The sequence below is a fragment of the Verrucomicrobiia bacterium genome, from assembly GCA_036405135.1.
Classification (GTDB): domain Bacteria; phylum Verrucomicrobiota; class Verrucomicrobiia; order Limisphaerales; family JAEYXS01; genus JAEYXS01.
Genome location: DASWYF010000020.1, coordinates 25,472 through 46,240, shown reverse-complemented (window position 1 = coordinate 46,240; position 20,769 = coordinate 25,472). Strand labels below are relative to the sequence as shown.

The 20,769-nt window shown below is 57.2% G+C and carries 25 protein-coding genes; 14 read left to right on the top strand and 11 right to left on the bottom strand.

What is annotated here, in order from left to right; translation table 11 throughout:
- Positions 1–14: 14 nt before the first annotated feature.
- From VGH19_08780 to VGH19_08770, 3 genes are all read right to left on the bottom strand, one after another.
- Positions 15–1,163 carry a PQQ-binding-like beta-propeller repeat protein gene (locus VGH19_08780; GenBank protein ID HEY1171448.1) on the bottom strand — a complete coding sequence of 383 codons (1,149 nt, stop codon included), beginning with the start codon at positions 1,161–1,163 and terminating at the stop codon, positions 15–17.
- Between the two features lie 190 nt (positions 1,164–1,353).
- Entirely contained in the window at positions 1,354–1,965 is a 612-nt protein-coding gene (locus tag VGH19_08775; GenBank protein HEY1171447.1) for an MltR family transcriptional regulator, read from the bottom strand.
- 49 nt (positions 1,966–2,014) lie between these two features.
- On the bottom strand, positions 2,015–2,482 hold the full coding sequence (locus tag VGH19_08770; protein HEY1171446.1) for an isoprenylcysteine carboxylmethyltransferase family protein: 468 nt from the start codon (positions 2,480–2,482) through the stop codon (positions 2,015–2,017).
- Between the two features lie 84 nt (positions 2,483–2,566).
- Between VGH19_08770 and VGH19_08765 the strand changes: the two genes are divergently transcribed.
- Entirely contained in the window at positions 2,567–3,115 is a 549-nt protein-coding gene (locus VGH19_08765; protein HEY1171445.1) for a hypothetical protein, read from the top strand.
- A 12-nt stretch (positions 3,116–3,127) separates the two neighbouring features.
- Here the strand turns inward: VGH19_08765 and VGH19_08760 are convergent, their stop codons facing one another.
- From VGH19_08760 to VGH19_08730, 7 genes are all read right to left on the bottom strand, one after another.
- Entirely contained in the window at positions 3,128–3,559 is a 432-nt protein-coding gene (locus VGH19_08760; protein ID HEY1171444.1) for a YraN family protein, read from the bottom strand.
- A gap of 45 nt (positions 3,560–3,604) precedes the next feature.
- On the bottom strand, positions 3,605–4,273 hold the full coding sequence (locus VGH19_08755) for a ribonuclease HII (protein HEY1171443.1): 669 nt from the start codon (positions 4,271–4,273) through the stop codon (positions 3,605–3,607).
- A 96-nt stretch (positions 4,274–4,369) separates the two neighbouring features.
- Entirely contained in the window at positions 4,370–4,747 is a 378-nt protein-coding gene (gene rplS, locus VGH19_08750) for a 50S ribosomal protein L19 (protein HEY1171442.1), read from the bottom strand.
- A gap of 6 nt (positions 4,748–4,753) precedes the next feature.
- On the bottom strand, positions 4,754–5,464 hold the full coding sequence (gene trmD / locus VGH19_08745; GenBank protein ID HEY1171441.1) for a tRNA (guanosine(37)-N1)-methyltransferase TrmD: 711 nt from the start codon (positions 5,462–5,464) through the stop codon (positions 4,754–4,756).
- A 44-nt stretch (positions 5,465–5,508) separates the two neighbouring features.
- On the bottom strand, positions 5,509–5,757 hold the full coding sequence (locus tag VGH19_08740) for a KH domain-containing protein (GenBank protein HEY1171440.1): 249 nt from the start codon (positions 5,755–5,757) through the stop codon (positions 5,509–5,511).
- A gap of 19 nt (positions 5,758–5,776) precedes the next feature.
- Positions 5,777–6,034, bottom strand: coding sequence for a 30S ribosomal protein S16 (gene rpsP / locus VGH19_08735; GenBank protein HEY1171439.1), 258 nt, complete (start codon positions 6,032–6,034; stop codon positions 5,777–5,779).
- A 245-nt stretch (positions 6,035–6,279) separates the two neighbouring features.
- Positions 6,280–7,194, bottom strand: a complete 915-nt coding sequence (locus tag VGH19_08730; GenBank protein HEY1171438.1) for an HDOD domain-containing protein — start codon at positions 7,192–7,194, stop codon at positions 6,280–6,282.
- Between the two features lie 112 nt (positions 7,195–7,306).
- Here VGH19_08730 and VGH19_08725 point away from each other — a divergent pair, with 112 nt between their 5' ends.
- The 11 genes from VGH19_08725 to larE all read left to right on the top strand — a co-directional run bounded on the left by VGH19_08725 (position 7,307) and on the right by larE (position 17,408).
- Positions 7,307–7,804, top strand: a complete 498-nt coding sequence (locus VGH19_08725) for a chemotaxis protein CheX (GenBank protein ID HEY1171437.1) — start codon at positions 7,307–7,309, stop codon at positions 7,802–7,804.
- A gap of 3 nt (positions 7,805–7,807) precedes the next feature.
- Positions 7,808–8,953 (top strand): response regulator, encoded by a 1,146-nt coding sequence (locus VGH19_08720; GenBank protein HEY1171436.1) that lies wholly within the window; start codon positions 7,808–7,810, stop codon positions 8,951–8,953.
- 5 nt (positions 8,954–8,958) lie between these two features.
- Positions 8,959–9,420, top strand: a complete 462-nt coding sequence (locus VGH19_08715) for a hypothetical protein (protein HEY1171435.1) — start codon at positions 8,959–8,961, stop codon at positions 9,418–9,420.
- A 56-nt stretch (positions 9,421–9,476) separates the two neighbouring features.
- Entirely contained in the window at positions 9,477–10,790 is a 1,314-nt protein-coding gene (locus VGH19_08710) for a tetratricopeptide repeat protein (GenBank protein ID HEY1171434.1), read from the top strand.
- Entirely contained in the window at positions 10,787–11,191 is a 405-nt protein-coding gene (locus VGH19_08705) for a hypothetical protein (protein ID HEY1171433.1), read from the top strand. The genes VGH19_08710 and VGH19_08705 overlap by 4 nt, the downstream gene beginning before the upstream one ends.
- Positions 11,192–11,206: 15 nt before the next feature.
- The gene (locus VGH19_08700) at positions 11,207–12,625 is read left to right on the top strand and encodes a sigma-54 dependent transcriptional regulator (GenBank protein HEY1171432.1); all 1,419 of its coding nucleotides are present in this window, start codon (positions 11,207–11,209) and stop codon (positions 12,623–12,625) included.
- Between the two features lie 120 nt (positions 12,626–12,745).
- Positions 12,746–13,999 (top strand): M48 family metallopeptidase, encoded by a 1,254-nt coding sequence (locus VGH19_08695; GenBank protein HEY1171431.1) that lies wholly within the window; start codon positions 12,746–12,748, stop codon positions 13,997–13,999.
- 8 nt (positions 14,000–14,007) lie between these two features.
- A complete protein-coding gene (locus VGH19_08690) occupies positions 14,008–14,658 on the top strand; it encodes a TIGR00266 family protein (protein HEY1171430.1) in 651 nt (216 codons plus the stop codon).
- Between the two features lie 19 nt (positions 14,659–14,677).
- The gene (locus tag VGH19_08685) at positions 14,678–15,361 is read left to right on the top strand and encodes a TIGR00266 family protein (protein ID HEY1171429.1); all 684 of its coding nucleotides are present in this window, start codon (positions 14,678–14,680) and stop codon (positions 15,359–15,361) included.
- Positions 15,362–15,377: 16 nt separating this feature from the next.
- Positions 15,378–16,070, top strand: coding sequence for a TIGR00266 family protein (locus VGH19_08680; protein HEY1171428.1), 693 nt, complete (start codon positions 15,378–15,380; stop codon positions 16,068–16,070).
- 393 nt (positions 16,071–16,463) lie between these two features.
- Positions 16,464–17,408, top strand: a complete 945-nt coding sequence (larE, locus tag VGH19_08675; protein ID HEY1171427.1) for an ATP-dependent sacrificial sulfur transferase LarE — start codon at positions 16,464–16,466, stop codon at positions 17,406–17,408.
- Between the two features lie 47 nt (positions 17,409–17,455).
- Here the strand turns inward: larE and VGH19_08670 are convergent, their stop codons facing one another.
- Positions 17,456–18,526, bottom strand: a complete 1,071-nt coding sequence (locus tag VGH19_08670; protein HEY1171426.1) for a hypothetical protein — start codon at positions 18,524–18,526, stop codon at positions 17,456–17,458.
- A 387-nt stretch (positions 18,527–18,913) separates the two neighbouring features.
- Here VGH19_08670 and VGH19_08665 point away from each other — a divergent pair, with 387 nt between their 5' ends.
- Complete coding sequence (locus VGH19_08665) at positions 18,914–20,203, top strand: type II secretion system F family protein (protein HEY1171425.1); 1,290 nt, start codon at positions 18,914–18,916, stop codon at positions 20,201–20,203.
- Positions 20,203–20,763: a prepilin-type N-terminal cleavage/methylation domain-containing protein gene (locus tag VGH19_08660; GenBank protein ID HEY1171424.1), complete on the top strand. Its 561-nt coding sequence runs from the start codon at positions 20,203–20,205 to the stop codon at positions 20,761–20,763. The genes VGH19_08665 and VGH19_08660 overlap by 1 nt, the downstream gene beginning before the upstream one ends.
- Positions 20,764–20,769 lie beyond the last annotated feature (6 nt).

Sequence of the window (20,769 nt, the reverse complement as noted above, 5' to 3'; positions counted from 1 at the left end):
ATAATCTCAAATCCTTATTTTTTGCCGAAGCAATACACATTCCCGTCATCGCTGCCGACCACCACGCGGTTCTCCACCACGGCAGGGGAGCTGGTGACGGCCTGGCCGATCTCGTAGTTCCAGATTTCTTTACCGTCCTTCAGCGAGACGAGGTAGAGGCGTCCGTCATCGGAGCCGACAATGATTTTGTCGCCCACGACCACGGGGGAGCTGTCCACCTTGCCACGCGTGCCGAAGGTCCAGACGCCTTCGCCGGTCTCGCGCTTCACACAGTGCAGGCGCTTATCGCGTCCGCCGAAGACGACGAAGTCTTTCGTGATGGCGGGCGAGGAGAAATAGGCGAACGCGCGATCTTTGTAGCGCCAGAGAATCTTTTGCGCGGTGAGATCGAAGCAGAGGAAAACATTTTCGTAATGGCCCACGTAGGCGCGATTGCCAGTCACGGCCGCAGAACCGGCGATGTAGGCCTCGGCATCCATCTCCTTCACCTTCTTGCCATCAGCCACGGAGATCATGTGAAGCAAGGCATCGCAACCACCGAAGACGGTTGCGCCATCTGAGACGGCGGGGCAGCCGTTGATGTAATTGCCGGTCTCGTAAGTCCACACGCTCTTGCCCGTGGTGGCGGAGACGCAGTGGAGCTTGGTGTCGTAACTGCCCGCGAGAATCCAGTTCTCCTTGCCATCGGGAGATTTCGTCCAGTTCGGTGCGCCGAGAATCTTATCTTCTGTGGTGTATTTCCAAACCTGCTTGCCCTCTTTGGCATCCACGGCGTAGAGGATGTTATCGCTGGAGCCGAGGTAGACTTTGCCATCGAGCACGAGGGGCGAGGCTTCGATGGTGCTCTCTGTCTTGAATTCCCAAAGGGATTTGCCGTCCGCCAAGGAGAAGGCGTGCAACTTCATGTCATCCGAGCCGATGAAAACCTTGCCATCCACGATGGCAGCGGAGGATTTCACGGGGCCACCGGTCTTGGCGGTCCAGAGCAGTTTCAGATCGTTCGGCAGCGTGGCGGGAGAGATGCCGGTGAGCTCGGGTCCACCGCGGAACATGGGCCAACTGTCTTTCGTAGGGCCGGGAGCAGGAGCGGCATCAGCGCGCAAAGAGCCTAACGCCAGCGTAGCCAGCGTACCGCCCAGGAAATGGCGTCGGCTTAACAACATGATACTTAGGTAGAAGCGTCGCGGAACTGTTATCCGGTGAGGGGCTTCTACTGGAAAGACTATCGGCGAGGATGCTAGGAATGGCAAACAAAAATAATACGTGTAAGTACTATTTCAACCATAAGAGGGTGCGGAATGAAAATCGGGACAGACTGAATCCGGCAGGTAAAGGATCTGTACTGAAACCGCTTCAATCATCCGCAACAGTCACCCTGCCCGTCGTACTCACAATCCTAGTCTCCAGCGCCAGGCACGCGATGATGTAATACATCTTAGGATGTGCCTGCGCCACCTTGGGACCTTTTAACTCCGAAAGCTCTTCAGTGGAAAACATCTCCGTCATCAAAGACAGCAATGGAATCATCCGGCTTGGCGCTTTAAGATGCGTGATGCGCTGGCAGATATCATTCGGTTCGAAAGAAAACTCCACAGACGTATGCGCCGCGTCATTGCGGATCTTACGGATGATGTTCAGGTCCGCATAATCCTCCGCATCGATGAGACCATACGCATGCGCGAGCTGTATCTTCGCAGAGAAAGAGGACAACGGTGCGTAAGGGCGGAATAATTCCTCCAGCAACTTTTTTGGCTCCGCCACCTTTTGTTCGATGTGCGCGCGATGCAGCAATTCCAGCTTCTCCTCCAATCGTGTCGCCGAGATCAGCACTGCTCCGCGATCCGACTCGCGGAAGAGCGAGCGGAAATAGCTGAGCGTGCCCTCATCCATGGCGACATTTGCCAGCACCTCAGTGATGGCGGCATGCGCCTCTCCGCCTCCCGGCGGCAATACCTCGTCGGTCATGTGATAACCAATAGTTCAACGCACCCTATTCCGCCACTGAAACTATCTCTCAATAGATACCGGGAAGGTAGCGAGCCGTCTTCTTCATATACTCCGAATAGTCAGGATACCGCTTTAGCAGAAACCTCTCCTCGCATCGCGCCTTGGCATGAAGATAGCACGCAGTGATCGCCGCCATGATGAATGCCGCACTGCTATTCCATAATAACGCCCAACCGAAACCGCAATAAACCAAGCTGGCGTAGAGCGGGTGGCGCAACCGTTTATAGATACCCGCGGTGATCAATTCTCCATCGGCCAACGGTTCAGGATAAGGTGTGCGGTTCTGCCCAAGATGACGCACTCCTGCGATGCCGAGATAGGCACCGATACCAAATAAAATCACCCCCAGCTCGACTGTCACACCCCACACCCTCTCATAATCCCTGCCCAGCGGTCCGGACGCCACCAATGCGAGCAGCAGAAAGGTTTGTGCCATCACCCATCTGCGACTGCTTTGGGATGGCGTGACTTTCATGGTCACAGACTAGCTTGGTTCAAATCCAATTTCCATTTCGTTTGCGCTGGAAATTTTCCCATTCTTTCACAAACTGTCGCCCCCATGAAAATCGAGTCGCTCAACATCGGCATGAAGGTCCGCCATCCGCAGTATGGCATTGGCACGGTGAAATCCATCACGGAACACATGGCCGATGTGAACTTCGATGAAGGTGGTATGCGTAAGGTGGAGCCCGTCTCCGCCGGACTCGTGCCTGCGGAAGCTCAAGCGAGCCTCAGCGGACTCGAGAAGCCGCTCAAGCAGCTCATCGCGGAAACGGTTGAGGCCGTCGCGCAACAACTCGGCATGGAACGCGATGACAGCATCATCGAAGAACTCGGCGCGCGCTGGAACAAAGGCAAGTGCGTCCTGCATCCTGCCGATCCCACGCTCTCGACGAAGGAAGTAGAGCTGGAAGTCTTCTTCCACAAGATCGTGATGATCCGTAACAACCTCCGCGTGCTTGAGCAAAAGATCAACGCGCACCCGAATCTTACCGATGGGGACAAAGTGGAGATGCAGCAATACATCACGCGCAGCTATGGTTCCATGACCACGTTCAACCTGCTCTTCAAGAGCAAGGCCGACCAGTTCGGCGGCACCAGCGCGTAAAGCGCTCCAAACTCATCCATACCGGAACGGCTTCGACAAGGTGAACGTCGCGGGCAGATGCCTTATCTCCCGCACCTCTCCATCCTTCAGCAGCACCTCCACCACATCGAACCGGATGTTCACGGGCGGATTCTTCAGCAGCTTCAGGTAATCCAGCGCCGTCATGGAGAGCAACCGCCGCTTGCGCGCATTCACCGCACCGGCCGGACGCACCCAATCTTCCGATGATCGCGTTTTCACCTCCACGAACACCAGCATCTCCCCATCGCGAAAGATCAGGTCGATCTCACCACGCTCCGAGCGAAAGTTAGCCGTCAGAAATTTCAGTCCCGCTTTTTGCAGATACTTCTTCGCCGCCGCTTCTCCCAACGTACCGCGACGCAAATGTTCCGGAACCGTTTTCCCGGCTCCGAACTGCTCCTTGATGCGCTGCCACCAGCTCATGCTTTTTTGACCGTAGCTGCGGACATCAGTCCGCGCTAACCACTATCACCCAAACAACTCGCCTTGTTCCATCCGCACTGGCGCAAACGTCTTCCGATGGATCGCACACGGCCCTTGTTTCGCGAGCGCTGCCAGATGCTGCTCCGTGCCGTAACCTTTGTGCGCGGCGAATCCATATCCCGGAAACTCCACATCATACGCGTGCATCATCCGGTCACGTGTCACCTTCGCCAGCACGCTCGCCGCGGCGATGGAGTAACTGAGCGAATCACCCTTCACGATCGGAGTTTGCGGCCAACGCAGGGACTTCACCTTCAATCCATCCACCAGTACGTGCTGCACTTGCACGGAGAGCTTCGCGAGCGCCTCGTTCATGCCGTGATGTGTCGCTTGGAGGATGTTGATGCGATCAATCATCTCCACATCCACGATGGAAATGGCATACTGGATGCCCGTCTCCGTCGTGATGAGTTCGTAGAACCGTTCCCGTTGCTTCTGTGTAAGCTGCTTGGAATCGTTCAGCTCCTTCCACTCTCCCCGTAACCCCAGCGTGATTTGATCCACGGAAAAGACCACTGCGGCAGCCACCACCGGACCCGCCAGAGGCCCGCGACCCGCCTCATCTACACCGGCGATCAACGTGCAGCCGCGCTCCAGCAATTCGCGTTCATACGCGAACCGTTTGGGTGAACTGGAAGCAGCTTTTTTGGCCACGAGTCCTTTTGCCGTGAAGCTGCTTTTTCGCCAACCTTAAAAAACAAAAAAGCGAGGCCGAAGCCTCGCTTTTTGAAATCATATGTCGAACAGAAATTAAGCGGCGGCAGCGGCCACCACTTTCGTTTTCTTTTCCTTCACGGACATAGCGCCCTTGCCCAAGCGGCCACGCAGATACGTGAGCTTGGCGCGGCGGACTTGGCCTTGGCGTTCCACTTCGATCTTGTCCACACGCGGGGAGTGAATCGGGAAGATACGCTCCACACCTTCACCGTAGCTGATACGGCGGACGGTGAACGTCTCGTTCAGACCATGGCCGCGCTTGCCGATCACGATGCCGGCGAACACCTGGATACGTTCCTTGTCGCCTTCGACGACTTTGGTGTGCACGCGGACGGAGTCACCGACGTTAAAGTTGGCAGCTTCCTTGCGGTATTGCTGCTTCTCGATCTTGTCAAACAACGCTTGGCTCATAGGTCTTCAGTCTTGAGCGGGAGCTTTCGGCTCACCGCCAACAGTTTTAAATTTTATCAAATCCGGTCTTTTCTGGACCGTTCTCAGTCGCGCCTGCTCGGCTCGCCATTTGGCGATCTCCGCATGGTTGCCGGACATCAATACATCCGGCACCTTCATTCCCCGGAATTCCGCCGGTCGCGTATAATGCGGGCATTCCAGCAAACCGTGGCTGAAGGATTCATCCACCGCACTGCCCTCGTCACCGAGAGCACCGGGCAAAAGGCGCGTCACTGTATCGATGATCACCATCGCCGGCAGCGCGCCGTTCGTCAGCACGTAATCACCGATGGATAACTCATCATCCGCCAGCGTCGCACGCACCCGTTCATCAAACCCTTCATAACTGCCGCAGATGAACAACACATGCTCATGCTGCTTCAGCTCGTTGGCGATTCCCTGCGAGAACTTCCGTCCTGCCGGAGTGAGCAGCACCACATGGGTCTGCTCCGTCGCCAAACTTTCCACTGCTTCAAAGATCGGTTCGGGTTTTAACAACATGCCCGGTCCACCTCCGAACGGTTTATCATCCACCGTCCGGTGCCGGTCATGCGTGTAGTCCCGCAAATTATGAATCCTCAAATCAAGGATTCCTGCGCTACGCGCCCGCTTGACGATGCTTTCATCGAGCGGCCCCGCGAACATCGCGGGGAACAGAGTGAGCACGTCGATTTTCATGCTCTGCCGGACCACCGGCTCCACTTGGGGAACCTTCGGCCTGTTTATTCCGACCGTTTGTTATCTTCCACGATCTCCACCGAGCAACGCAGGCCTTTCTTGGCACTGCCCACCTGCAACAATGCGCGGATGGCCTGGATGGTGGAGCCCTGCTTGCCTATGACCTTGCCGACATCGGCCTGGTTCAGGCGCAGTTCATATACCGTTGCCCCGTTTTGCTCGACCGGAGTCACCGTGACTTCTTCCGGTCGATCCACGAGACCCTTCACCAAGTATTCGAGAAAGGCTTGCATGCCTTATCGCGATACCGGATTAGGCCGCAGCGGTCGTGGCGCGACGCGCCTTGCGCAGGAAGCTCGCCACCGTGTCAGAGGGTTGCGCACCCTTGCTGATCCAGTAGTCTGCACGATCCAGCTTGACCGTCACGTTGTTCTCCTTCTGGGAAGGATTGTAAGTTCCGATCTCTTCGATGAACTTGCCGTCACGCGGGCTGCGTTGGTCAGCAACCACCACGCGATAGAACGGGTGGTTCTTCGCACCGATACGCTTTAAGCGAATTGTAACTGCCATAATCTGCTCTATTTTCGGCCTGTTTTAGACAATAAACATCGTCCAGTCCAAACCAGACCCTTTCAAAAAGGAGCGTGAGAGTATGCTTCGGCCCGCACGGATGCAAGCCCTTATTTTGACTCTTTTCAAGCCCTCAAAAGCTCCGGAATGGCCCGCTTGAAGTCATGAATCGTCCCGCTCTTCAAAGGGCATAAAGGGGTGAAACAAGGATCTGAAGCTGATGAATATCCGCTCCGGACCAAACCTCAGACAATGCCTTCCAATATCTTCGGCAACCGTTCTTGACTCCGCTGCAATTGCGCATACGCCAGAGAAGTCTCTTCCTCCGAACGATCCGGCAGCAAGATCTGCCACCCGCTCAATCTCTTCCATGCATCCCGATCCGGTGCCTCGCTCACATCCAGGCCCGCGTCATGCGCGATGCCATCCGCGATCTGCACCGCCGCTACGGTCACCTGGTAATTCTGCGCCATCTCCGGCTCATGATGAAAACGCGCGCTCTCCACCATCGCCTCAGGCAACCGGTGTTGTTGCAAATACAAAGCCCCGAGTTCCGCATGGTCGATGCCCAGAATCTCCCGCTCCAAGGGCCTCCGGTCATCCAGCAAAGGCTGCGAACCGCAATAAATCAGGCGGAAATGGTCCGGAAACGCCGAAGACATCACGATCACACCCACATCATGAACCAAACCCGCCACATAGCTCATCTCATCCTGAGTCGTGGCCGCGAGGTTCGTCACTTCACCTGTGATGATCGCCGTGCCGATGCAATGCTGCCAGAACTTGCGCCATCCAAACGGCGTCTTGCCTGCCAGCTTCTGAAAATCCTCGATCACTGGCGTCACCATCGCCAGTTGCCGGATCTGCCGCACACCCAGATAAAAAACGGCTTCCTCGATGCTCTTAACCGGCGAAGTGAGCCCGTAATAGACCGAATTTACCAAACGCAACAACCGGGCTGTCAAACTCGGATCGCGGCGGATGACTTCGGAGATTTGCTGTGTGTAGCGCTGGTCGGCGCTCAGCAGTTCGCGGAGCGCGCTGTCGATGCTGCGCAGGGACGGCAGGCGGGCACAGCCGGCGAGCCGGCTTTCGATCTCGGCGACGGTCAACGGACGGCACTGGATGGCTGCGGCTGCGGCAAGCACTTGGGCACTCATTTCGGAAGCTATATCGGCACCCTTCCTGAAATACCTAAGGGGAAAAGTACGGATGCTTGGGTAAGAAATCCTGCTAAAGTCTTTCGCTCTCCCTGCCGATGTCTCCACCGACATGATTGAGGATATCGAGCAACTCATCGGGACAGCGGTCAGCGAGGTGTTTGGCACCATGCTGAACCTGCCAGTGGCGCCAGAGCCGAAGGACACGCCCATCAAGAATGGTGAACCCCACGTGGCCAGCTCCGTCGGATTTATCGGACGCCTTACCGGCGTCGTGTTTCTTTACTCGACCAACAGCTTCGCCAAGTGCATGACCAGCAAACTTTTAGGACTTGAAGAGCACGAGGTGGATGGTGATGAAATGGTTAACGACGCCATGGGCGAACTTGCCAACATGGTCGTCGGCAACATCAAGTCCCGCCTGTCCGATCGCGGCATGCCTTGCGTGCTCACCATTCCTTCAATCGTGCGTGGCCAGCACTTGAGCATCGAGCCCGTCAGCTCCACCCAGCGCCGTGTATTCAGTTTCCAATCTCACAAGAACCAGCTCGTCGTGGAGCTTCTTTTGAAAGATGTGACCTCTGCGGAACAAGCCTCCCGTTTAAACTAAAGCATGAAGCCGAAAATCCTCACCGTAGATGACAGCAAGACGATCCGCCTGATCGTGGGCAAGGCGTTCAAGCCCTTTGACTGCGATATCTTCGAAGCCTCCAACGGCGTCGAGGGTCTGGCCGTGGCCAGCCGCGAGAAGCCTGATCTCATCATCCTCGACCTCACCATGCCGATCATGGACGGCGCGGAGATGCTCGCGAAGCTCAAGTCCAGCCCCGAGCTGAAGAACATCCCCGTCATCATGCTGACTGCCGAGGCAGGCCGTGAGAACGTACTTCGCATCGCCCGCATGGGCGTGCGGGATTATCTTATCAAGCCCTTCAAAGAAGAGCAGTTGATCGAGCGGTCCAGCCGTGTCATCGATTTGAAGCCCAAGGGTGGCACTGCTGCCCGCGCCAAGCGCTTCGATGATCCCATCAGCCTACTTATCGTGGACGACAAGCCTGCCATTCTCGACCAGATCCGTGGCGGTCTTTCCGATATCCCCTGGAATATCCAAGGCCGTTCCCAGACCGGCGAAGCGATCGACTTTTGCAGCCAGAACAACCCGGACGTGATCCTCGTAAGCCTGTCCTTGCCTGATAACGGCGGTTTCACGCTGTTCCAGATGTTGCGTGCCAGCACCAAGACCAAGAGTGTGCCGGTCTTCGGTCTCTGCGTGAAAACTGCTTCTGATGAACAGGTTCGCGCCCAGCAGGCCGGCTTCACCGGACTCATCACCAAGCCTATCGATTTCGATGACTTGAAGGGCAAGCTCGGTCGGGCGCTGAATCTTGACACTTCTTACCGTTACTTCGAACAGAAGGATGGTGTGCTCGTGCTCAAGTTCCCCGGCACCTTCACCCCGAACGCCGCGAACGAGATCACCCTGCATCTGCGCAACAAGGTTTCCGAAGCTGTGGATGCCGGCATCGACAAGCTCGTTCTGGACATGAGCGCACTGAAGACGGCCGATGTGAACCTCATCCGGCTTGGCCTCTCCGCCATGCAGCTTTGCCATGAGCTTTCGTTGAAGCAACGCATCGTCGGTTCTGAAGCGGTCTGCAACGAATGCGGCAACTACGAGGAGACGAAGGACTGGGCGTTTGTCGCGACTTATCAGGACGCATTGAATGCCTTGAACAACGTCTCACTCGCTGCAGCCTGAGAAAGATGATGATGCACCGCTCCCTGGTCATGCTGTTCTGCCTGTCAGCAGTGTTGGCAGCCCAGGCGGTGTATCTGCCCGGCCAAGGCCCGCCGGCTTTGCGTTTTCAACCGCGCACAACTGGACGCGCCAAGTTGCCGCCGCTTACCTCGGTGATGCCGACGAATGAGCCGGTAACGGTGACCAACATCATCGAAGTTACAAACTTCGTGACAGTCACGCTCACAAATGTCGTGGAAAGCTCTCCAGTGCTCCCGGCGGATGCCGCCGCAAACGCAGGGACAACCAATGTACAAATGATCGCGCCATTGCCCGAGGCGCAAGCGATGTCACCGACGGTGTTGATGCAGTTTTTTCGCGACCGCAAGGCGACGAACCAGGCCAGCACAACCGTCCTGGCACCAGTCGGTTTTGCGCCACCGCCCGTTACCGTGCCCTCAAGCACCGCCACCTTTGAGAAAAAGTGATGAATGAGACCGTGCCATCGCGCTCTGTCAGCAGAAGCCTCTGGAGGCTTCCCGCCATGCTTTGCGTGATATGCCTGTCAGCATCCGTCGGAATCGCCGTAGGTGAAGAGGCGCCCAAACCCCACCATTCGGAGAATCATGCCGAACCCAAACCGGCCGCTCTTGCGCCACCCGCAGCCGTCATGAACGTCGCGGCGAAAACGACTGATGCCAAGCTCGTCGCGGATCTCCCCGTTTCCGCCAACCTTCATGCCTCAGCCCAGCCCAGACTGAATCCGACGGAAGAATACGAAACGCAGTTGAATCTGGGGCGCAATCTGCGGCAGGAAAAAGACTGGCAGCAGGCGGAGCAGGTGTTGGGGAAGCTGGCGCAAAGCCTGGCCCCTATCAGTTTAAAAAGGGATGCCCTTATCGAATTGGGGTTGATCGCCGAGGAAAGTCAGAACCTCGTCCGTGCCCAACAGGTCTACGCCCAATTTCTGGCGATGTTCCCGGATGATCCCGTCGGCCCGGAGATTTATCTCCGCCAAGGCCTGATTTACCGGCAGATGGGCGCTCCAAATATGGCCTTGGGCAAGTTTTACGCCGTGATGAGCATGGCGCTGAATTTGAAGCAGGACAATCTCCAGCACTATCAATACTTGGTCTTGCGCGCCCAGACGGAGATCGCCGATACTTATTATCTCCGGGGAAGCTATCAGGAAGCGGCCGATTTCTTTAAGCGTCTGCTCAAACTTCAGGATGAATCCCTGAACAAACCGCAGATCGCCGGCAAACTCATCCGCACGCTCTCCGCCTTGCAGCGCAACGAAGAGACCGTCGCCCAGGCGAATCTCTTCCTCGAAAGTTACCCTGAATCTGCTGACATCGCCGAGATCCGCTTCCTTCTGGCCGACACACTGCGCCGACTGGGCCGCAACAACGAGGCCACCACACAGGTGATGACCTTGCTCTCAGGCCAGCAATCGCAAGCCGGGGCGCAACCCGAGCTCTGGCGCTACTGGCAGCAACGCACCGGCAATGAGATCGGCAACCAGCTCTACAAGAATGGCGATTACCTCAACGCCTTGGAGATTTATTCGCGTTTGACGGAGTTGGATTCGTCTCCTGTTTGGCAGGCGCCGCTCTTCTATCAGATCGGTCTGGCCAATGAAAAGCTGGAGCAATCCGCGCGCGCGGCGAATGCTTATCAAAAAGTTTTGGATGTCTCCACCGCCTTGGGTACGAACGCCACCCCGGCAGTGAACCTGGTGGTGGATATGTCACGCTGGCGCCTCGGGCAGATCAAGTGGTCCACCAATTCCACTCTGCGCGCCGCCAGCATCACCACGAATATCTCGGCCACGGCCACCTCTCCAGTCACCCAATGAAATCATCTGACGCCACCCAGTCCGTTCTCCAAGAGCAACAGGCCTTGTGCAAAGAGATCCTTGCGCTGACCGAGCGCGAGAACAGCGCTTTGAAGCAGACGGAGAATTCGTCCTCTTTCGAGGTCGCCCAGCAGCGCAAACAGTTGCTCGCGCGCCTGGATGCCGCGTTGCAAAGCCTCCGCGCTACGCGTCAAGGCATGGCTCCCGGCCAGCCCCTGCCGCCGGAGACAGCGCAGATGGTCCGTCAATTGCAGGATATCATCATGCGTGTGCTGGTGCTGGATCGCGAGAATGAGCAGGCCCTTTTGCGCCGCGGACTTGTTCCCGCCCGCCATGTGCCGCCCGCTGCCCGCCAGAAACCCCATTTTGTCGCGGAACTTTACCGCCGCCAATCCGTCTGATAGTAATAGCACTCGATGCCCGTCGAGAAAATCATCGTGCTGGAGGACGATCTGATCGTCCGCAAGAATCTGGAGCAACAACTCCGCCAGCGCCGTTATGATGTCGCCGCCGTAGGCACCATCGCCGCCGCGAAGGAATTGCTGGCGAAAGATAACTTCGACCTCATCTTCTCCGACGTCCGCCTGCCCGATGGTGAAGGCACCGATTTCTTGCGTGAGATCCAGACCCGCGCCCAGAAACCGCTCGTCGTCATCATGACCGGTTTCGGCTCGGTGGAATCCGCCGTGAGCTGCATGCGGGATGGCGCGTTCGATTACCTCATCAAGCCTTTCTCCTGGGATCAGATCGAGTTCATCCTCAAAAAAGCGGATGATTTCAGCCGTCTCGTCCGGGTGAATCAGTATCTCAGCCATGAAGAGGACGAGGATACGGGTTACGAACTGCTCGGTCGCAGCCCGGCTATGGAGCAGCTCCGTCAGCTTATCCGTAAAGTCGCCCGCACCCAGGCTACTGTGCTGATCCGTGGCGAAAGCGGCACCGGCAAGGAACTCGTTGCCCGCGCCATCTACCGTGAAAGCCCGCGTGCGAATGCCCCTTTCATCAAGGTGAACTGCGCTGCCATCCCGGATAATTTGATCGAGAGCGAATTCTTCGGCCACGAAAAGGGCGCCTTCACCGGAGCCATGACCAAGCGCGAAGGCCGCTTCGAGCTGGCCCATACCGGTACCATCTTGCTCGATGAGATCAGCGAGATCTCGCCGCAAGTGCAGGCCAAGCTCCTGCGCGTCCTCCAAGAGCGTGAACTGGAACGCGTCGGCGGTAATCGCACCGTGAAAGTGGATGTCCGCGTGCTCGCCACCTCGAACCGTCACTTGGAAGAAAGCGTGGAGCGTAAAGAATTTCGGCAGGACCTTTACTTCCGCCTGAACGTCGTGCCCATCGCCGTGCCGCCTTTGCGTGAACGCCGTGAAGACGTCCATTTCCTCGCTGAACAATTTTTGCACCGCTTCAACCGCAAGCACGGCAGCCGCGCCGCCGGTATTTCAGCCGCGTGCCAGACTGCACTGACCGCTCACGATTGGCCGGGCAACGTCCGTGAATTGCAGAACGTCATCGAACGCGCCGTCATCCTGTGTGAAGACAATGAACCACTTCGCCCAGAGCATCTTGGCTTCTCCGGTGCCGCCATCAACGAACTGCCGCCAACCTCCAGCAGCGGTTCATCCGCCATGACAGCCGCAGTTCCGAACGCTAGCGGTGAGCTACCCACGCTCGCCGAGATCGAGAAGCAACATATTTTGCGCGTCTTGGAAGCCAGCGAAGGCAATCGCACCCACGCCGCCCGCAAGCTCGACATCAGCATCCGTACTCTGCGCAACAAACTGAACGAATACGGCGTTTCCGGCAAAGATGATGCTGAGACGGGCGAGTAGGACTCCTGTCAGGGAGAGAAGCTCAAAGCTCAACCGAGGAGAATCGAGGATGAGAATGGGCGTGAGAAAGGTTGCATTAGCGGGGCGGTTTCTGTCCACTGAACCATAGCACGAGGTGATATGAGCCAGGAGGCACACAATCTAGGCGGTGGTGGCGGGGTTCCAGTGGGAGCGGTGGTGGCGCGCACGTATGAAGGGGGCGCGTTTCATCCGGCGTTTCCGAATGGGCGCGGCGGTGGCGTAATTACGGTGGGTTCTCTTGCCATCCGGTTCACAGGGAAGGCGGGTGATCTGGAGATGCCGATCGCGGGATTGAACATCACGCTGGGCGGGGCTTCTGACCGGATACTTTTCTTCAAGCATCCTTCAATGCCGGACACGGCGTTGCACACGGCGGATCACAACATTCTCAAAGAGACGGCGATCAATGAGAATCCGGCTTTCAAGGAACAGTTAACGAAGGTGCAGGGGAAGAAGAGTTTTAATCTCGCGGTGTGGTTGAGCGTGGTGGGTGTGGTGCTGGCGCTGGTGGTAGGATTGTTCGCGGCGCGTGATCCGATGGTGAACGCGGTGACGAACCAGATTCCGCCGGAATGGGAGGTGAAGCTGGGCGAGACGGTATTCGAGTCCATGACTGCGGCCAATCCGCCGATCGAGGATCCAGTGCTGGCGAAGCATCTGGAGGCGTTGACGGGGCCGTTGCTTAAGGGCATCGGGGAGCAGCCGTATCCGTTCAAGTTCCACATCGTGGAAGAGCCGACGATCAATGCGTTCGCGCTGCCGGGCGGGCATGTGGTGATCCATAGCGAGCTGATCCTCAAGGCGAAATCGCCGGAAGAAGTGGCGGGGGTACTGGCGCATGAGATCGCGCATGTAACGAACCGGCATTCCGTGCGAAACATCGTGAAATCCACGGGGACGTATTTCCTTTTCCAGTTCCTTTTCGGTGATGTGGGCGATCTGGTGGGCGTGTTCACGTCCAAGGCGCGTTATCTCCTGAACCAGAAGCATTCGCGCGATCATGAGCGGGAGGCGGATGACATGGGCTGGGAGTATCTGGTGAAGGCGGATGTGAACCCGCGCGGGATGATCAGTTTTTTTGAGACACTGGCGAAGGAGCACGAGGCGATGCATGAGGTGCAGGAGGCTCTGGCCTTCATGAGCACGCATCCGGCCACGAGCGAACGCATCGCCCGGCTGGAGGAGAAGGCGAAGGGTTTGCCAAAGGACAAGAAGTATCCCGGATTCGATTTGAATTTCGAGGCGTTCCAAAATAGCCTGCGCGCCAAGCTCAAAACAGGCGGCGAAAAGACCGAGGCAAAATCAACCAACGCTGAAGAAAAACCAGCGACCAACCCAGGGGGAAAACAATGAATGTAGAAATGAAAGGTGCACCCTCCTTTGCACATCTGCATGTGCTACTGGAGCCGGGGGAAAGCATCATCGCGGAGGCGGATGCGATGTCCAGCATGTCGGCCAATCTGGACATGATGACGAAATTCAACGGCGGATTCTTTTCAGGATTGTGCAAGCGGTTCCTGGGTGGTGAATCGCTGTTCGTGAACGAATTCATCAACAACACGGGCGAGGTCTGCAAGGTGACGCTGGTGCAGGCCACGCCGGGCAACATGCGCGAGGTGGATCTGAACGGTGAGACGCTGTGCCTGCAACCGGGTGCTTACATCTGCTCCACCCCGGGCATCAAGCTGGGGTTGAAGTGGGCGGGTTTTGCCTCGTTCATCGCACGGGAAGGTCTTTTCAAACTGACCATCTCTGGCGTGGGCAAGGCATGGATCGGTGCTTACGGTGAATTGCTGGAGAAAGAAGTGGAAGGCGAGTACATCGTGGATACCGCGCATCTGGTCAGTTACGAGCCGCAATTGAAACTGAAGGTGCAGCTTGCGGGCGGCATCTTCTCGAGCTTCTTCGGCGGTGAGGGGCTGGTGACGCGCATCCAGGGCACCGGCAAGATCGTCATCCAGACGCGCAGCCTTACAGGTCTGGCGAGCTGGCTCAACCCGCGCATCATCTAACCCAGGAAGGAAAACGAACATGCATATCGATCTGATTTTCCAACCGGGCAATTCGGCGGCGCGCGTGGCGCTGGGACCGAACGAATCCATCACTGCGGAAGGCGGCGCGATGATCGCGATGAGTGGCGACATGGCGATCGAGACCAGCACGAAGAAGCGCGGCGGAGGCGGAGGCATCCTCAGCGGTTTGAAGCGCATGCTCTCCGGTGAATCGTTCTTCATGAACCATTTCACCGCCGGATCAAACGGCGGCGAATTGTTCCTGGCCACAACGTTGCCGGGTGACATGATGCAACTGGACCTGCAAGGCGAGACGATCATCGTGCAGAGCGGTTCGTTCGTGGCATGCTCAGACGGGGTGGACATCGACCTCGGCTGGCAGGGCTTCAAGTCGTTGCTCTCGGGTGAAAGCGTGTTCTGGTTGAAGATCTCGGGCACGGGCAAGGTCATCCTCAGCTCCTTCGGTGCGATCTATCCGCAGCAGGTGAACGGGGAATACATCGTGGATTCCGGTCACATCGTTTCGTTTGACGAGACGTTGCAATTCAAGATCACGAAGCCGGGCAAGAGCTGGCTCAACGCCATTATGGGCGGTGAAGGGCTCGTGTGCAAATTCGAGGGGCAAGGCACGGTCTGGTGCCAGTCGCATAATCCGTCCAGCTTCGGCTGGGAACTGGGTTCGCTGTTGAAACCGCGCAACTAAGCAAGGAGAACGACCTATGCGCAACGATCATTCTGAATACCAATACAAGCTCGCAGGCAAGCCGGACTTCAGTTACCTGACGGTCACGATCCCGGCGGGACAGACGCTCAAGGTGGAGTCGGGCTCCATGGCCACCATGGACACGAACCTTCGCATGAAGACGAAGATGAAGGGCGGCCTCACACGCTTCCTCACGGGTGAATCCCTCTTCATCAACGAGTTTTCGGCAGAGAACGGTCCGGGTGAGATCGGCATCGCTCCGGGTTCACCGGGTGACATGGAGCACATTTACCTGGAGAACGACATCATCTATCTGCAAAGCGCGGCTTTTGTGGCAGCGACGATGGGTGTGAACATCGAGTCGAAATGGCAGGGGTTGGTGAAGGGATTCTTCTCCGGTGAATCGCTGTTCCTCGCGCGTTGCTCGGGTGTGGGTGATCTATGGTTCAACACGTACGGAGCGATGATGGAGATCGAGGTGGATGGCAATTACGTGGTGGATACCGGTCATATCGTGGCGTTCACGGACGGGCTGGAATACAGCGTGGGGAAGGTCGGCGGTTACAAATCGCTGTTCTTCTCCGGTGAAGGGCTCGTGTGCAAATTCTCAGGCAAGGGACGGCTGTGGTTGCAGACGCGTCAACTCGGGGCGTTTGCAAGCTGGGTGTATCCGTTCCGCCCGGTGAAATCGCAGGGCGGCGGGGATTAGTAGGTTTTTGAGAAGAACGAGAAGCCGGTGGCACGGGGTGCTGCCGGCTTTTTTCGTTTTCCGGTCTGCTCTAGAGCCTGTCATGAACTATTCTGGAGCAAAACGGTAGAAAACTGGCTCATGATAGTAGGCACAGGCAAGTGTCGGACGTTTACGTCCTTCTCCCCTTGGAGGAGGGGAGAAGGATTGAGGATGAGGAGTGCCCCTTACAGGAATCGGCCGTGTTTATTGACGGGAGCCCCGGCACCCCTCACCCCGGCCCTCTTCCCTCCAAGGGGAGAGGGTGCTATACCTCGAACTTTCTCACGCGCTTTTCTCCTTCAAAGTTCATGACAGGCTCTAGTGAAGATGAAGGCCATTGCGAGGGGCGGTGCTTCATGGCACTTTGCTTGTGTGGCTCAGTTGAAACTACAGGCTTTGCGCGAGTTGCTGCGCGGTTACGGTTCCTGCCTCATCGCCTATTCCGGCGGGGTGGATTCCGTGCTTCTCGCCGTGGTGGCGCATCAGGTGCTGGGGGACAAGATGCTGGCGGTGATCGCGGATTCCGCGAGTCTGCCGCGTGAGGAGCTGGCGGAGGCCTTGGAGCTGGCGGAGCGTTTTCAATTTCCCGTGCGGGTCATCGCCACGGATGAATTCAACAATGCGGAGTATCTGGCGAACCCGGTGAACCGTTGCTACTTCTGCAAGCACGAGCTGTTCACGGAGCTGGCACCGATCGCGGTGAAGGAAAAATTCGCGGTGATCTGCTACGGCGAGAATGCGAGCGATGTGGGAGATTTCCGTCCGGGTGCGCAGGCGGCGAAGGAGTTTCAAGTGCGTGCGCCATTGAAAGAAGCCGGATTGACGAAAGTGGAGATTCGCGAGCTTTCAGCAGAGCTAGGCCTGCCCACGGCGGATAAACCGCAAATGGCGTGTCTCAGCTCGCGCATCCCTTATGGTGAACCGGTCACGCGGGTGAAGCTGGGGATGATCGAGAAAGCGGAGAAAGTTTTACGCGATCTGGGTTTCTACGATGTGCGGGTGAGGCATCATGAGTTGGGGGGAAGTGTTTCGAGTTTTGGGTTTCTGGTTTCGAGTCAAGCGAGAGACAACCGGCAACCGCAAGCCCACCAACTAGAAACTAAAAACCAGAAACCAGAAACGAATACGAAGCACCTTGCGCGTATCGAGGTAGGTCCGAGTGAGATCCCGAGATTGCTGGCGGGTGAGTCTTATGGGCAGGTGGCGGCGCAGTTGAAGGAGATCGGGTATGCGCATGTCACGCTGGACCTGGAGGGGTATCGGCGCGGGAGTTTGAATGAGAAGGTGGCTGGCGCAGTGCAAACTGCGCCCCACTGAGATCATCCCTGATTTCTCCGGATGACGTTTGGAATCGCCTGAGATGTTTACTTTTCCAATGCCAGCATCTTTTGCTGGGCAGCCGTCTGGTCTTCTGCGGCTTTGTGGACTTCATCCAGAAAACCATTGAACTCTTCGATGGATTTGTCATCCGGGAAAACGATCTGTTGCTGCGCCGTGTCGTATTTCCATTTGCCGAACTGAGTGTCGAGAAGTGACAGCACCCCCAAGGCGGCCTTGCCCACGCGGTCATCGCACGCGCGGATCTCCTTCATGAGGGGGCTTTGGCGGCGGTTCTGGGCCATGAAGCCTTTCATGGCCTGGTTCACCTCTGCTTCGGAGATGTTGCGTGAACGCAATTCTTTCTCGAAAACCTTGGGCAAGTCACTGAGGTAGGCGGTGAAAGACTGGTTGACCTTCATGAACTTCTCCACAGCGGTGCGTTTCTTGGCGATCTGTTCCTTGGATGTGATCCCTTCACCGTTGAAGGCGTCTGCGGCCTGAAAGTCTTCCAGCGCCTCATTGTATTTTTTCAGCTCCAACTGCATGGCCTGGGCAAAGGCGGCACCGGCTTCCATCAGGGCCTTCTGCGAGCCAGAGAGTTTCTCGCTGGCTTTGGTGAACTGGCTCTCAATGCGCTTGATATGAGCATCATCGGAGGCGAGCGTGCCCGTCTCTTCCATTTCCTTCCGCATGTCCGCACGCATATCGCCGAGTGCAGATTCCAATTGATCCATCTCCTGCCTCGCCTGAAGGCGGTTCTGCCGGGCGGCGCTAAAATTGGTGACAAAGATGAAGAGGAAAAAGCCGTTCAGCAGCAGGCCGCCGATGCCGCGGCCCAAAATGCCGCGACTGCCAAATTTGCGGACGGAAACCAGGGCATAAATGGCGGCGATGAGGCCGACGCTGATGAGCAATAAGCATACACCTTCCTGGACAAGCACTACGGCATGAGGCACGCCCTCCGGAAAACTGCGCTTGGCAGTGCCGAAGGCGAGATTGAACAAAAACATCACCGCAGGCGCGGCCATCGCCACTTTGGCGGCCATAAGCGCTTTCGCAGGTGACTCGTAGTTGGCCGGCTGAAAATCGAGGGGAGGCGGGGTGGATGAATTCATGATACGGCTTTTTTCAGGTGCCTTGGCACATGGGAAAGTTTGGTGGAACACGATGAGAATGGCCAGTAATAAAGCAGCGGCCAGAAAAAGTGGAGACCGGGAAAGGCTCTGAAAAGAATGACAAAAGTGTGACAATTCAAGTGGCCGATGCGTGCGAGATTATGGGCAGTGAAAAGGAGAGGAAAGAGGATCGTAAAAATGAAGGGTTTTGCCAGTAGAAAAACCGTTGAAAATCCCTGCATTGCCCTTGGGAGCATGGTAAGTTGTCGCGTGCCCCCAAGAAGCTGGCTTGCCAGCGGGGCTGGACGGTGGGATAGGAAAGGGACACCGGATGAGAACTTTTGGCCGCGACCGGTTTTGAACCTAGTGCATTATTAGAGACTTTATATGGCGCAGTTTGCATATCGTGCGCGCAAGCGCACCGGAGAGATTGTGGAGGGCATGCTGGACGTGGTCGACCGGCCAGCCGCACTGCTGCAGATCCAAAAGCTGGGTTTGTTCCCGGTGAGCGTCACTGCCTCCAAGGGCGGCGGTGCCGGTGTGGTCATCCGCCCGGAGAGCAGCAGTTCCGCTGCGTCTTCCGCCATGGTTCTGCCTGCAGGGGTACAAAAGTTTCTGAGCCGCAAGCGCAAGCCCAAGCTCCAGGAACTGGCGCGCTTCACCCAACAGCTTGCGAATTTGCTGCATTGCGGCATGCCGCTGGCCTCGGCGCTGAACAGCATGTCCAGCATCAGCTCCAAGGGTATCCCTTCCAGTGTGGCCAAGCAGCTCCGACAGGATGTGGTGGAGGGCAAGAGCCTCTCCACTGCCATGGCCAAGCAGCCGGAGATCTTCACGGACCTGTACGTGAACATGGTGCGGGCGGGTGAGCAATCCGGCGCGCTGGAGGAAGTTTTGCGGCGCCTGTCCGCCCACTATGAGCGCTTCTCGGAGGTGCGGTCCAAGTTCATCTCCGCGCTCATCTACCCGGCGATGGTGGCGTGCGTGGGCGTGGTGATCATCTTTTTCTTCATGACGTTCATGCTGCCGAAATTCATGGAGATCTTCAACGGCCTGAACGCGCCGCTGCCCGCAGCCACGCAGTTCCTGATCAGCACGAGCAATTTCTTCAGCAAGTGGTGGTGGCTCATGATACTGGGGGCCATCACGGTTTACCTGATCTTCTACCGTTACAAGAATTCGCCCTCGGGCCGGCGCACGCTGGATCGCTGGAGCATGAAGGTGCCGGTGCTGGGGCCGGTGGTGAAACTGAACCTCTTCGGCCAGTTCTGCCGCACTCTCGCCACCCTCTTGCGCAACGGGGTGCCCGTGCTCAATGCCTTGAAGATCACCGAACAGGTGATGCCAAACGTGATGATCAAGGAAGCCATCGCCGTGACGCGTGAAGAGGTGACGGATGGCAAAACCATCGCCCAACCGCTGGCCAAAAGCGGCCTCTTCCCGCAACTGATGATCGACCTGCTCAAGATCGGCGAAGAGACGGGTGATGTACCGGGCTCGCTGGAGAATCTGGCTGACACTTATGAGAGCGAACTGGCGATCGGCCTACGCGTGATGACGAACCTTATCGAGCCGGTGATGATCGTGTGCATCGCCGTTTTCGTGGGCTTCCTCCTATACTGCGTGCTGGGCGCCATGTTCTCGATCACGGGTAACATCAACATGCAAAGTTCCTGATGCGCCTCCGCCCACAGTCACATAAGCGCCGCCACGGGTTCACCCTGGTGGAAATCATCATCGTGGTGATGCTCGTGGGCATGATCGCGGCTTGGGGCCTGCCGACGTTTGTGCAGACTTTCAAACGTCAACCGCTGCAGCAGGCGGTGAATGATTTCATGGAGGGCTGTGCCTCGGCACGGGCGGCGGCGATTTTGACGGGAACACCTGCGGAGTTCGTCATCTCGGCCTCGGAGGCGGGCACGAGCCTGCGTGTGCAAAGCAGTGCGGCGGGCAGTTCTGTCTCAGCAGATGGCGGAGCGGGAACTGCGGACAGCTCGGGGTTCACGGCGCAGATGCCCGAGGGCATCGCCTTCGAGATGCTGGCAGTGAATTTTCAGGACTCCGTCCAATCGGGCGAAGGCGTGGTGCGTGTGCGTTTCTACCCGAACGGGACATGCGATGAATTCACGGCGGTGATGTTTGAGCCTTCGACGAACAAACGGCGCATGGTGCATCTGGATGTCGTCACCGGCCATGCCGAGATGAAAACAGAAGCCGAGCTGGCGGCCATGAAGTAGTGGACA